The 13156-nt window shown below is 47.5% G+C and carries 12 protein-coding genes and 1 riboswitch; of the genes, 8 read left to right on the forward strand and 4 right to left on the reverse strand.

The genetic code is table 11. The features are described 5' to 3' along the window. Window positions 1–31: 31 nt before the first annotated feature. The 7 genes from QMG16_RS05415 (at window position 32) to QMG16_RS05445 (ending at window position 8695) form a co-directional block, all read left to right on the forward strand. The gene (locus QMG16_RS05415) at window positions 32–1378 is read left to right on the forward strand and encodes a sigma-54-dependent transcriptional regulator (RefSeq protein ID WP_281792788.1); all 1347 of its coding nucleotides are present in this window, start codon (window positions 32–34) and stop codon (window positions 1376–1378) included. Window positions 1379–1846: 468 nt separating this feature from the next. Continuing rightward, window positions 1847–3013 carry an iron-containing alcohol dehydrogenase gene (locus tag QMG16_RS05420; protein ID WP_281792789.1) on the forward strand — a complete coding sequence of 389 codons (1167 nt, stop codon included), beginning with the start codon at window positions 1847–1849 and terminating at the stop codon, window positions 3011–3013. Window positions 3014–3572: 559 nt separating this feature from the next. Beyond that, the gene (locus QMG16_RS05425) at window positions 3573–4136 is read left to right on the forward strand and encodes a DUF4412 domain-containing protein (protein ID WP_281792791.1); all 564 of its coding nucleotides are present in this window, start codon (window positions 3573–3575) and stop codon (window positions 4134–4136) included. A 302-nt stretch (window positions 4137–4438) separates the two neighbouring features. Then, window positions 4439–5116, forward strand: a complete 678-nt coding sequence (sfsA, locus tag QMG16_RS05430; RefSeq protein WP_281797035.1) for a DNA/RNA nuclease SfsA — start codon at window positions 4439–4441, stop codon at window positions 5114–5116. A 407-nt stretch (window positions 5117–5523) separates the two neighbouring features. Next, complete coding sequence (locus tag QMG16_RS05435) at window positions 5524–6822, forward strand: helix-turn-helix domain-containing protein (RefSeq protein ID WP_281792793.1); 1299 nt, start codon at window positions 5524–5526, stop codon at window positions 6820–6822. A gap of 118 nt (window positions 6823–6940) precedes the next feature. Continuing rightward, a riboswitch (cyclic di-GMP riboswitch) is annotated at window positions 6941–7021 on the forward strand. 45 nt (window positions 7022–7066) lie between these two features. Continuing rightward, window positions 7067–7567 carry a PilZ domain-containing protein gene (locus tag QMG16_RS05440; RefSeq protein WP_281792795.1) on the forward strand — a complete coding sequence of 167 codons (501 nt, stop codon included), beginning with the start codon at window positions 7067–7069 and terminating at the stop codon, window positions 7565–7567. Window positions 7568–7891: 324 nt separating this feature from the next. Further along, window positions 7892–8695, forward strand: coding sequence for a PEP-CTERM sorting domain-containing protein (locus QMG16_RS05445; RefSeq protein ID WP_281792797.1), 804 nt, complete (start codon window positions 7892–7894; stop codon window positions 8693–8695). Window positions 8696–8855: 160 nt separating this feature from the next. On the opposite strand, the gene QMG16_RS05450 is transcribed toward QMG16_RS05445, so the two are convergent. The 4 genes from QMG16_RS05450 to QMG16_RS05465 form a co-directional block, all read right to left on the reverse strand. Further along, window positions 8856–9665, reverse strand: coding sequence for a ZIP family metal transporter (locus tag QMG16_RS05450; RefSeq protein ID WP_373878712.1), 810 nt, complete (start codon window positions 9663–9665; stop codon window positions 8856–8858). A gap of 95 nt (window positions 9666–9760) precedes the next feature. Continuing rightward, window positions 9761–10837, reverse strand: a complete 1077-nt coding sequence (gene rfbB, locus QMG16_RS05455) for a dTDP-glucose 4,6-dehydratase (protein WP_281792799.1) — start codon at window positions 10835–10837, stop codon at window positions 9761–9763. Window positions 10838–10930: 93 nt separating this feature from the next. Further along, on the reverse strand, window positions 10931–11653 hold the full coding sequence (locus QMG16_RS05460; RefSeq protein ID WP_281792800.1) for a superoxide dismutase: 723 nt from the start codon (window positions 11651–11653) through the stop codon (window positions 10931–10933). Between the two features lie 603 nt (window positions 11654–12256). After that, window positions 12257–12544, reverse strand: coding sequence for a hypothetical protein (locus QMG16_RS05465; protein ID WP_281792801.1), 288 nt, complete (start codon window positions 12542–12544; stop codon window positions 12257–12259). Window positions 12545–12756: 212 nt separating this feature from the next. Between QMG16_RS05465 and QMG16_RS05470 the strand changes: the two genes are divergently transcribed. Further along, window positions 12757–12897 carry a hypothetical protein gene (locus QMG16_RS05470; RefSeq protein WP_281792802.1) on the forward strand — a complete coding sequence of 47 codons (141 nt, stop codon included), beginning with the start codon at window positions 12757–12759 and terminating at the stop codon, window positions 12895–12897. Window positions 12898–13156: the final 259 nt, after the last annotated feature.

Here is a 13156-nt window from a genome sequence, read left to right on the forward strand (position 1 = left end):
CAATTTTCAGGTAAAACAGAGAAAATCGCTCATGACTATTTTTGACCCCATTCGAATTTTATTGATCGATGACGAAGAATCCATCAGGAGATTGGCGGAGAAGGAATTCTCCGATATGCGAAGAACTGTGCGCACTGCAGGGAGTGCCCACGAGGCATTCGATTTGATCCGTCAACAACAGTTTGACGTCATCGTGCTCGACATTCGCCTGCCTGACGCCGATGGATTGGAACTTCTGGAGCGGTTGAGAGAAACCTTGCCCGATGTTGAAGTCATTCTCATCACGGGTCACGGCAATATCGACAGTGCCGTCGAAGCAATGAAGATCGGGGCATATGATTATATCACCAAGCCATTTGCCCTCGACCGTCTCGAATTGGTCATCGAAAAAGCCTATCAGCGCGTTCGCCTCCAGCGGGAAAACCGCCTTTTACGGCATACCCAGAGCGATCAATCCTCTCCCCGTTTTATCGGATCTTCCCTGGCCATCCAGCACATCCAGTACCTCATCAGCAAAGTGGCCCCCACGGATGTGCCGGTTTTGATCACGGGGGAGAGCGGTGCAGGAAAGGACGTCGTTGCAAGGGCTATACATTCTGCAAGCAAAAGGAACGATCATCCGCTCATTATCAAGAACTGCGGCACCATGCAAAAGGAACTCATCCGCAGCGAACTCTTCGGCTACTGCAAGGGGGCGTTTACCGGCGCAACCGAATCACAGGAGGGACTTCTCGCTCTTGCTCACCTGGGTACGCTCTTTTTAGATGAGATCGGAGAACTTCCCCTTGAAGTTCAGGCATCCCTTCTGCGCGTTCTTGAAAACCAAACCTACCGCAGAGTTGGCGACAAACAGGAACGACAGGTAGACGTACGTTTTCTCTTTGCCACCAACCGCAACCTGGTGGAAGAAGTGAAAGCGGGGCGTTTTCACGAAGCTCTTTTCCATCGAATCAACGTGTTTCAACTGGATCTTCCCCCCCTGCGCCAGCGTAAGGAAGACATTCCTTTGCTGGTGGAATATTTCCTGGGACAGTTGAGCGTTGGAAAGTCTCCCTACCGTATATCCAAAAATGTCATGGAGCATTTGCTCGCATACCATTGGCCCGGGAACGTGCGGGAGTTGCGCAATGTAATGGAAAGGGGCACCATTCTTTCAGAAAATGGGGTAATTACCGCTCAGGCCCTTCCCCGTGAGATAGCCGAGCAAGAGCCTACCTCAACAACGAATAGCTCCTTTTTGAGCCTGAGGGACATTGAGAAGCGTCACATTCAGCAGGTTATGGAACATGCAGCAGGAAATCGTTCACAGGCTGCGGATCTCCTGGGAATCAGCAGAAAAACCTTGTACCGGAAATTAAAAGAGTATGGTTTGGAATAAACTGCCCCAGCTCTTTATGTCAATCGAAACACAATGTATCCTTTTGACTCAATTTCTGCATTTCACTGTATCATTATAACACGTTACTTTAAGTACCTATTTTTTATGCTAATTTTTAATTTTCTCCCGTTCGTTTTCTCAAAATGACCCTTCCGCGGGCCAAAAGAATGCAGGTGCATCCTTCAAAGCTAACAAACCATTCATTATCCTATTGCTATTTATAGATAATTCTGTTTGGCCCACCTTTTGCTTATATAGAAGCACAACGACTGAGTTACATCCAGGCTGATTTTGAGATGTTGATGTTCCAACGTTTCTCCCGCTCCCGCGCGCCGTTCAATGATTGCAACTTGGTATCGTTATCGGAAGTAGTTTGTGTATCTGGACTGTCACGAGATGGAATTCGTCAGGCAGTCGGAAGATGGTCCCTAACCTTGAAGTATTACCAGCAAAGAAAAGGAGTTTCACATGGCCGTAGGAGAGCAAGTATTTGGATTCTATATTCCCACCGTTACCTTGATGGGCATTGGAGCACACAAGCAAGTGGGGGAACAGGTCAAAACGTTGGGTGGCACCAAACCTTTCATCTGTACGGATAAGGGCATCACGCGGGCCGGTATAAGCCAGCAAATCGTGGATATCATCAAGAAGGACGCAGGCGTTGATTGCGTTGTTTTCGATGAAACCATTCCGAACCCCACGGATACGAATGTTCACGATGGTTTGAAGATTTTCAAAGACAACGGCTGCGATATGATCATTTCGATCGGTGGCGGCAGCTCCCATGACTGCGGCAAGGGCATCGGCGTCGTGGCCAGCAATGGCGGGCACATTCGTGATTATGAGGGAGTGAACAAGTCCGGCAAACCCATGCCGCCCTTTATTGCCGTGAACACGACAGCGGGAACGGGAAGTGAAATGACCCGCTTTTGCATCATCACCGATACCAGCCGGAAAGTAAAAATGGCCATCGTTGATTGGAGAGTCACTCCCAACGTGGCCATCAACGACCCCCTGTTGATGGCGGGAATGCCTCCCGGACTCACGGCAGCTACCGGTATGGACGCATTAACACATGCTATAGAAGCCTACGTTTCCACCATCGCAACCCCAGTCACGGACGCCTGTGCACTCAAGGCCATCGAGTTGATCGCCAAAAACCTGCGCGCCGCAGTGGCACATGGGGGTGATATGGTTGCGCGGGACAACATGGCTTATGCCGAATATCTGGCTGGAATGGCCTTCAACAATGCCAGCCTCGGCCACGTTCACGCAATGGCTCACCAGTTGGGCGGCTTCTATGACCTGCCCCATGGCGTTTGCAACGCCATCTTGCTTCCCCACGTGGAACGGTTCAACATGATAGCCAAGGTCGGACGCTTCGTAGACATCGCCAAAGCCATGGGTGAAGTCGTGGATGGACTCTCACAGCGTGCTGCAGCGGAAAAAGCACTTGAAGCCATCAAGACCCTCTCGGCAGATGTGGGCATTCCGGGCGGGCTGAGGGAACTCGGCGTACAGAAAGAGGATCTCCCCATTATGGCGGAAAATGCTCAGAAAGACGCCTGTGGTTTGACCAATCCCCGTTGTCCCACTCTTGAAGACGTGATTGAAATTTACAGGAACGCTCTGTAACAGACCGCCAGAGCCAAAAGGGGGGGCTTAGGCCTCCTCTTTTTTTTTGGAATTCCCCTTCCCTGCCTATGGAAAAAGGCGTTGTGGATCACCGCTTTTTTGAAAAATTTGCGTTTTTCCCGAAGCATGAACACCCTTGAAACTTTCAGGATTCGTTTTTTCGGAGCAATTGGTTCTTGCTTTCCCGGACTCCCCATTTCCTCCAAGCCGAGGATCCCCCCTCTCCTCATTATTTGAATCCTTCCAAATATCCGGCCATGCAACTCAAATGCATTGACACGAATGCTGCCCCAACCTATTAAGTTTTGCTATCCAAAAGTGCATTCAATCCAAGAGGCCACTCGAATGTTTTTTCATCGTTTCCTTTCGCACCTTTTTAGAGGATAATCTTTTCTCAAAAGCTGAGAATAGATTTCAGAATCAAATATTTCGGAATTCTATTCTTTGACCTGAATGGAGCAAATCCATTCAACTTCAACATATGTGAGGCTGGGGCTTCAAGGTGATCTAGGGTTCTTCAGAGAGAGGTTTAGAGATGAGACGATTAAAGATTGGAAAAATGATGAGATTCATGGTTGCAGTGGCTTTCTGCATCGTTCTTATTTCGGCTCCCGCACTGGCGGCTGAATTTTCTGCCGATATGGTTTTTCAGCCCAAGGGGGAAGCGCCCATGACAGCAAAGGTTTACGTCAAAGGCAATAAAATGAGACAGGAAGCAATGGAGGAGGGGGAAAAACAGATTGTCATCGTGCGGCCTGACAAGAAGGTCTCATGGATGATTGACCCGGAAGAGAAGAAGTATATAGAAATGCCCTACGAAGACGAGGAAAATCTTTTCGAAGAATGGTCACTGGAAAAGCAGGAAAAAGCAAAATTCCTCAAAGAAGAAAATGCCGCTGGGGTACCCTGCAAGAAATACGAAATCGATGAAGAGGGTGAAAAAACAAGTATCTGGATTTCCACCAAACATTCATTTCCTGTAAAAGTTGAAGATTCGGAAACCATTGTGGAATACAAGAACATTAGAGACGGCTCCCTTGAAGATTCTTTGTTTGAGTTGCCCGAAGGTTATGAAAAGATATCGGTGCCCACGATGGACGAGGATAAAGAAGTCTCCCAATAGAATATGGAAAAAGAGTCCGTATCTTGGGATATGACTCGATTCTCGTTCACAAATATCGAGGAGTTTCAATTTACGAAAAGGGTTGGGGAGCGGCCGGCCGGTTCTGCCCCCCACATCCTCGATCCCTGCCGGCACACATCAGGAACGTTGTAAGGTACAAAACTCTCGAAACCATCGAAAGGAAACATCCCATCAGCGGGACCTTCTAAAGCGAAGCAATTGATGATGAAGAGAATCCCATACGAAGGAATTCATCTCTGGCTGAAATACACTCACCCCTGATCACGTATCCGCACGGAACCATTCGAGCCACATTCTGCCGGCGTGAAAAGCGTTTTTTGGTTGAAGTGGACACAGGAAAAGACCGCATCTGGGTCCATACGAACAACTCCGGAAGCATGATGGGGCTTTTGAAACCAGGGGCAGAGGTCTTGATTTCTCCTGCCCAACGTCGGGGTCGCCGATTGCCCTATACATTGGAGCTCATAAAAGTAGACGGTTTATGGGTGGGAGTGAACACTTCGGTGCCCAACAGGTTTCTCAAATGCGCCTGGCAATCCGGCCTAATGCGGGAAACTACAGGCTACAGTACATTCAAGAGCGAAAAGAAGTATGGACAGAGCCGTATGGACGCTTTTCTCCATGGTCCTCTCGGTACGCTTTGGATCGAGAGCAAAAACGTCACTCTGGTGGAGGGGGATGTAGCCTATTTCCCTGATGCAGTTACGGTCCGTGGGCAAAAGCATCTCTCAGAACTGATGACGCTCGCATCCCAGGGCCATCGGACCGCCTGTTTCTACCTGATTCAGAGGGCCGATGCGCACTGTTTCGCACCTGCAGACTTCATTGATCCTTCTTTTGCCGAACTTTTCCGCCAAGCTCAACAGACCGGAGTCGAGATGTGGCCATACAAAGCCGTCATCTCAACCAAAGGTATTGGACTCGGCCCCCGTCTTCCCCTATTGAATTTTCATCGATGACGATTTTCCTTCCCGAAGTGGGGTGCTGAATTTGTCCGGCCCCTCCTCGTCTCACCGAAGTAGTTTTTAATTTTAACGAAAGCAAAAATGCGCCCAGACCATCGCATTGAATCCTTAAAGGGAGATTTAGATTGAATAATCAGGAAATTAAATGAGACAATGTCATTACATTCATTGACATTCAAACTCGAAATTGGGCATAAATGAAAGAACTTCATGAACGATGAGGCATAAAGCGCTTCACCATGGAGTCTGATTTTGTTGATTTGACCCTGATTCTGAAGGAATTCTTATCTTTGGTTTGCGCATCGGCCATGCGGCAAGGCACTCACCAATTGCATGAATCCGCCATAAGGGAAAATTCATTCAATAGCTATATATCATGTACCACCTCAAGGACAGCAAACATGTCAGAAAGACTTCGCATCACCTCCGGCGTCAGCCAACTGGATCGCATATTGGGCGGCCTTTTCATAGGCGACAATGTCGTATGGCACGACGATTCAGGCAGCCTCGCCTCTGTATTCTGTCTCAATTTCATCCAGGCATCACAAATCCAGAGCAAGCCTCTGATTTATGTCAGCTTCGACCGCTCCCCCAAGAATCTCCTGGAAAAACTTGGCCCTCTGGCGGACAACCCTAACCTCACCATACTGGATTGTTTTACCTGTGGTAAGGGTGCGAAATCTTCCATTTTTCTAAAATTCTACGAAGAGTCTGATGCCGAATTTCCATGCCGCATCATCAGAGTGGAGGAGCCACGCCGAACAGAAGAGGTCATGGATGTTCTCTACGGGGTCCATGGCACTATGAAGGGGGATGTACGCTTCGTATTCGAGAGTATTACCGGAATGCAGGAGGTCTGGGGTGGAGAGGAATCCATTTTGAATTTTTATTCCCACTCCTGCCCTCGGCTGTATGAGTTGAACACTGTTGCCTACTGGATTATGGAGAAAAAAGCCCATTCCCCGCGCCTTCGCGCAAATATCAGCCAGATCGCTCAGGTCGTCATTGAACTCGGAATCAAAAGGGGTACCACTTCTCTCACGGTCCTCAAGGCCGAAAAGCGCGATATGGATAACCTGCATAAGCCACACAGCTACTGGGCAAAAGATCTCACCGTCACTTTTGACGAAGAAAAACGCACCACCGGAGGCATCGATCTCGGGTTGCGTCTCAAGGAACTTCGCACACGGAGAGGTCTTTCTCAGACGGAGCTTTCTAAATTAGTGGGGGTCACACCGAGCACCATTTCTCAGATCGAAAGCAACTTGATTTATCCGTCCCTGCCAGCTCTGCTGAAAATGGCCGAAGTGCTCTCTGTGGACGTGAGCGCTTTTTTCCAGGAAAGGACGGAAGTCAAAAAGAGGATCATTTTTCCATCTTCAGAGGCTGTGGAAATTAAAATACCCGAACTTCCAGAAGGAAACGTTTTCGCACGACTCTTGACCCCAATTGACTTCGACCCCAAGGCTCAACCTTATCTTATTGAAATTCCACCAGGAAAAAGTATTTCTGCACATTTTTTCATTCATAAAGGCGAAGAAATTGGATATGTCCTCTCAGGAAAATTACAGATAAAGCTTGAAAAAGCGGCTTACAATCTTCGCTCAGGAGATGTTATCTACCTTACTTCCGAAATGCCCAGTCAGTGGAAAAATCCTGGTCCCAACACAGCGAAACTCCTTTGGATTAAAATCAAGTGACCGCTGAGAGCATGTTCTGCCGATGGCTTTATAAAAACAGTTGTAGAGGATAAGATTCTTCTTCAAAAATTTGCTTGTATTACGTATAAGATATCTATTGGCGAATTTAATTCCGAGCTCGAGACAAAGCCAAACCCTCCGTGAGGCGGGGACGGAAAGCCTAGGGTCTCTTTCTCTTAGAGACAGCCGGGTTGCCTGGGCAGGGCAACATGGTTCTTTTCCTCTAAGAACGAAGGGGACGACCTTGAAAAAAGATGTCATTTACAGCATGAGAATGAACAAAAGGGTCCGGGAAGCATTGAGAAAGGCGGCCGATCGTGAATGCCGTACGGTTGCTTCCCTGTTGGATAAGATCATTATAGATTATCTGACAAAGGAAGGCTTTTCCCTCAGAGAGAACTTCACGGAGGAAAGACGCAAATACCCTCGAAAAGAAATCACTCTTTCCGCGCTGACTCACTTGAAGAACGGTACCCGGTTAGACCCGCTGCCTGGCGTAATCCTGGACATTTCCATGGGTGGGGTATTGGTCACTTACCCTAAGGGTTCCGAATTCAAGATCACTTCCGTTGGCCAGTTGCCCAATTTTGAACTTTCTTTTCAACTTCCCAATGTCTCTGAAACGATACGTCTCGATTGCGATGCTCGTCGCATAATGGACGACGGCAATCAGATTCAGGTTGGCGCAACTTTTAGAGATTTGAGCGAAAACACGGCTGAAAAGCTCAGAACCTGCTTGTTTTAGATTTCGCCAGCAGATTGAAATCTTGAATATAAATGGAATACAAATCCTATAATTCTGATATTAAAAAAAGAGTATGGTATTTTTTTAAAATATATGTATTGCATTTAGATTTATAAGAATTATGATGTAATAGTATTATTTGTCCGGAACAGTCACGATAAATCAATGAAATAAAGAAACAAATAGATCCAATGAAAACAACATCTCTCCGGCAATTTCTCGTGATTTTAACGTTGGATGAATTGGGGAAAAGCCCAAAGAACAAATATTTGAAAGTGCACAGTGCTTACTACGAGGTGTTCCGGTAGTGGAAAGGAGGCAGAGATGTTAAAAGGAAACCTGATATCCGCTTCCGCAGTTTTATATTTTTTATGGCTTTGGGGAATGGGAATAGCAAATGCCATACCCTTTGGCGTAGATGTGACCATATGGGATCAAATGGGGTTGAGGGCAGGCAGATGCGGTGGAACTCACGAAGACCAGGAGGTGGAACCGGGCAATAAGAAATGGAATAATTGGCAGAGAAGGGATCTCGAAGGATTCCTTTTGAACGGATCGAATTTATCCATTGTCGCAGGATTTGACTTCAAGAATGCACACAGAAGGTTACGTGCTGGAGATATTTTCATCGATGTGACAGGGGATGCAAGGTATGGATCCGACATTCAACGCAGCGGGTGGGGACGGATTAGCCGCAATTCATTCGGCTATGATTACGTACTCGATATGAACTATGCAAAGATGACCTACACGGTCTACGAACTCAACCGCCGCAGTTACACATCCCTGGTTTCAACTCCTCGAAATGCCGTATCGAACGCCTGGCGATTCAAGAAAACTCCAGGAGACACGGCTATTGCTCATGGAACTATTTATTACTGGGAGGGCCTATCCGATCTCGAAGCGGGAGGATTCAAAGGAGGTAAGCACTACGCAGCCACTGTGGATCTCAGTTTTCTTCCCATGGGAAGCTCCTTCACCTCTCACTTCACCACGCGATTGGGCATTGACAATTTGATGGGCAAATCTTCGATGCCAATCCCTGAACCGGGCACCCTCATGTTAGTGGGAACCGGGCTGCTGGTTCTAGCAGGAGTGAGCAGAAAGAAAAAGCTTTCCAGGCAATAGGACCCCCCGAGGGATCGCAGCCTCATCTCATAAGGTGGGTCGAAACAAGCAAAAGCGGTCTTTTGCAATACGGCGATTGAATGCCTCTCGCAAAGTTCTCGGAATTCGTCATCTTCAGGGTTCCCGGAATCGCTTGTCGTCGATATCGGTCGGAGGCGGTTCAGCCCAAAGCCACATCCAGGATCATCATGACCGTAAAACCCAGCATACAACAGAGAGTTGCGAAATCCGCATATCCGCTCTGCTGGGATTCAGGAATCACTTCTTCCACGACCACAAAAATCATGGCTCCCGCAGCAAAACTCAAGGCATAAGGCAAAATAGCCTGAGAAGAAACCACGACCGCAGCTCCGAGAACCCCTGCAGCGGGTTCAACCATCCCTGAAAGTTGTCCATACCAGAAGCTTTTGGCCGCAGATATCCCTTCGCGGCGCAATGGCATGGAAACCGCCATTCCTTCGGGAAAATTCTGCAACCCGATTCCAAGGGCCAATGCAACCGCACCGGAAAGGCTGGCACCAGGATGGTGTGCTGCAGCGGCTCCAAACGCAACCCCTACTGCCAGACCTTCCGGTATATTGTGAAGAGTGATGGCAAGCACCAGCAAAATAGACTTCTTCCACCTGGTGTGAATCCCTTCCGCTTCTTCAATGGGCAAACCGATATGCAAATGCGGAAGAATTCTATCGATGATTCGTAAGAAAAGACCTCCGGTTAGAAATCCGACAGAGGCGGGAACCCACGCCGGAAAAGACCCGCCTTCTCCCATTTCAAGTGCGGGCGCAAGAAGGGACCAAAAACTGGCAGCAATCATGACTCCGCCGGCAAATCCCAGCATCCCGTCCAGAAGTTTTTGTTTGATCTTTTTCGAACTAAATACGGTGGCAGCGCCAAGAGCGGTCACAAACCACGTGAAACCGGTTGCGCACAGGGCTTGTGCTACAGGATTAAGTTCTTTGAATGTTTCAATAAAAACCATAAGCTCGATTTCTTTTTCCACGTTTATCAGGAAGCTTCAACTCGCAGTCTCATGGAGTTATTGAGCAGATCTTTTTTTACTCCGTTTCAAACCTCTTCCTGCGACCAGTAATGCTTTCGAATCCACTCGCGATAAGCTCCGGATTGGACGGACTGTACCCAACTGGGATTTTCAAGATACCATTGGACGGTTTTCCTGATTCCGGTCTCAAAAGTCTCTTTGGGTGTCCACCCCAATTCTGTATGTATCTTGGAGGAATCGACGGCATAACGCCGGTCATGCCCCGGACGGTCTTTGACGTGAGTTATGAGAGATCGATGAGGCAAATAGGGGCTGTCGGGAAACATTTCATCCAAAATCCCGCAAATCGCCGTTACTACCTGGATGTTGGTTTTCTCACAGGAACCGCCTATGTTGTAGACCTCTCCGATACGTCCTTTCTCCATCACCAAACGTAGCGCACTGCAATGATCTTCAACAAAAAGCCAGTCTCGTATATTCTGACCATCGCCGTAGATGGGCAAAGGTTTTCCTGCAATGCCGTTCAAAATCATCAAAGGTATAAGCTTTTCCGGGAATTGACGCGGCCCATAATTATTGGAACAGTTGGTAGTGATTGCAGGAAAACCATAGGTATGGAAGTAGGCTCTTACAAGATGGTCACTGGCAGCCTTGGACGCAGAATAAGGGCTGTTTGGAGCGTAAGGTGTCTTTTCATTGAATGGACGATCCTTGGGCCCCAGGGAACCATATACCTCATCCGTCGAAACATGCAGAAAGCGGAAAGCCTCCCGTTCTTCCGCTGGAAGGTCTTTCCAAAATCGGTAGGATTCCTCCAGAAGGTGAAATGTTCCTACGATATTGGTTTGAACAAAATTGTCAGGCCCAATGATCGAACGGTCCACGTGAGTCTCGGCTGCAAAATTCAAGACAGCACCGGGTCGGTATTTTCGCAGCAGATCCCTGACCAGGTCCCGGTCTTGAATATCCCCGTGGACAAAGATATGGTCCGGATCATCTTCAAGGGATTCCAAGTTCATCAAATTGCCCGCATAGGTCAGACGGTCCAAATTGACGATGCGCACCCTGGTCCTGCGTTTCTCAAAAAGCACGAAGTTGCTTCCGATAAAACCAGCCCCTCCGGTTATAAGCCATGTATTCATGCCCCTGCTCAGCTCCGATATTCCTTTTGTTCACAGCCGCAAAAAACGGCTCCAACATGCGTTCAGTGCACAAAACTCAGAATGCCTGCAAGACTAACTCAGATTCCTTGAAACAAAATCCCAGTTGATCAGATGATCCAGGAAAAGATTGATATAATCCTTGCGTCGATTCTGATAGTCGAGGTAATAGGCATGTTCCCAAACATCCAATGTTGCGAGGGGAAGCATGCCGTGAACGATAAGAGTGTCGGCATTCAACGTCTGGACGACTTTTAGAGAATCGTCTGCTTTGACCAGCCAAACCCAGCCGCTGCCGAACAGGCTCCCTGCTGCATTGGCAAAAGACTCTCGGAACTTTTCGAAACTGCCGAAGGATGCTTCGATCTTCTTAGCCAGACCTCCTGACGGAACGCCTCCTCCACCGGGTTTCATACTTTTCCAGTAAAAATTATGATTCCAAACCTGAGCTGCATTGTTGAACAAGTCAGACTTGTCCGCTTTGCCCTGGGTCTCTTTCACGATATCCTCCAGAGAAACACCCGCCATAGAGGTCCCCTGAACGAGTTTGTTGACTTTGTCCACATAGCCTTGGTGGTGGAAGTTATAGTGAAAGGCTACGGTTCCGGAAGAAATGTATGGTGCCAGGGCATTTTGCCCATACGGAAGGGGGGGAAGCTTGATGAGAGTTTTTTCATTGGTGGCCCTAGCTATTGAGCCCAATGGAAAAAATTCCGCTGCCAGAAGAGTTGTCCCCACAACGGCCCCTTTTAAAAAGGAGCGCCGCTCCTCACAAAATCCATCCTTTTTTCTTTCCATAGCTCGGCTCCCTTCTTTGGTATTGTGTCTTTGATGGCAGACTCTCCCAAAAGCAACGATTTTTTTTAAAAGCCGAAGACGTACTCCAATCATGAAAATTCTGTTCGCAGCGAAGTCCTACGGTGCAAACGTCCCCCATGAAGGAAGATTTTGCAGCCTACTGACGCCATAATATATTATCCTGGCTCATCACGAGAGGAAAATTTAGGAAAAACGTCATTGAGAGAGAAAACTCAACGGCCTGAACAGGAAAATCAATCCTTCGCGCAAAGAGAAAATCCCGCAGCAAAAATTTCATACATTCAAAGAAGATAAAAGGACTGAAAGAGTATAAATGCACTGGACTGAAAGAAAATGCTGCTTGCTACCCCAATCGGATTCCCCTCTTATTCAAGAGGATGAAACCCGATTGGAGTAGTATTTCACTCAGAAACTTGATTTTCCAATCACCGTCAACATAAAGTAGCTCTTATTCGGATCATCAGTGGTAACAAGAGCGGTCTTTTTGGTAGTGCCAATACAACTTTTCGGATTCAATCTCAAAACGATACTTCCCTCGCCTCCGGGAGGGATCGCCCGGTCATATCGGGCAACGGAGGAACCTCAGCCCGGCAGAACTTTTTTGATGTGCAAAACCCTTGTTCCTCTGTTTTTCACTATGAATTCATGTACATAATCTCCATCTTTATCCACAACTCCAAAGTCGTGAGATACCTCCGGTATTTCAATGGAAGAAGAACCTCCTTCAGTGCCGCGCGTCTCTACCTCGGAAACGGCAGCAAGGTAGGCCTGCTGATCTGCCAGGTTACAGGTGGATGGCTCTGTGTGAGCGCAGCCGATGCATAATAAAGAGGTTAAAAGCCAGAAAAAGGGTTTGAAAAATCGATCCATATTTTATTTTTCTCCACATTGAATCCTCGCAAAAACATAGGAATCTCCTTTAGATCCCTAAAGCCAGAGAATAAAAATTTAAGAAGTATGTTAATCAAACACCCCCACAAAATCAATGCGGGAATGTTCGAAAGCGGTTGTGTAGACAAACTCTATTCTGCCATTCAGTGCTGAGCCACCACAATTTCACAGCCATATCCAGGAAGGTTGAATTGAACACGCAACACATGGGAATTGCAAATCGCGCCTCTCAAGGCGAAACCCAACGAGAAGAGTTTTTTATATCGGGTTTCGCCCAGCAATTTCTGATCTATGATGAGAGCGAGCGTATGGCTGCTTCATCACAATATTGAACAGCAACCGGATGAGATTAAATTAATAATAATTTTAAATACTTGATGTTTTTTATCACTTAAAGGTGAGATTTTTCGAAAAATCGGGCATGAAGATTGTGGTCCTGTCACAGGAATGGAGAAAGCGCTTCTGCTTTACAACAGAAAAGGGGATGCTGGGTAGCCACCCCCTTTTTCTTTATTTCGATGAAAAATCAAGAAGCGCAAGATCGGAAAACCCGTTCATTGCCGATTGACTCGGGTCTCCTTCAATACGCAC

The organism is Desulforhabdus amnigena (assembly GCF_027925305.1).
Classification (GTDB): Bacteria; Desulfobacterota; Syntrophobacteria; order Syntrophobacterales; family Syntrophobacteraceae; genus Desulforhabdus; species Desulforhabdus amnigena.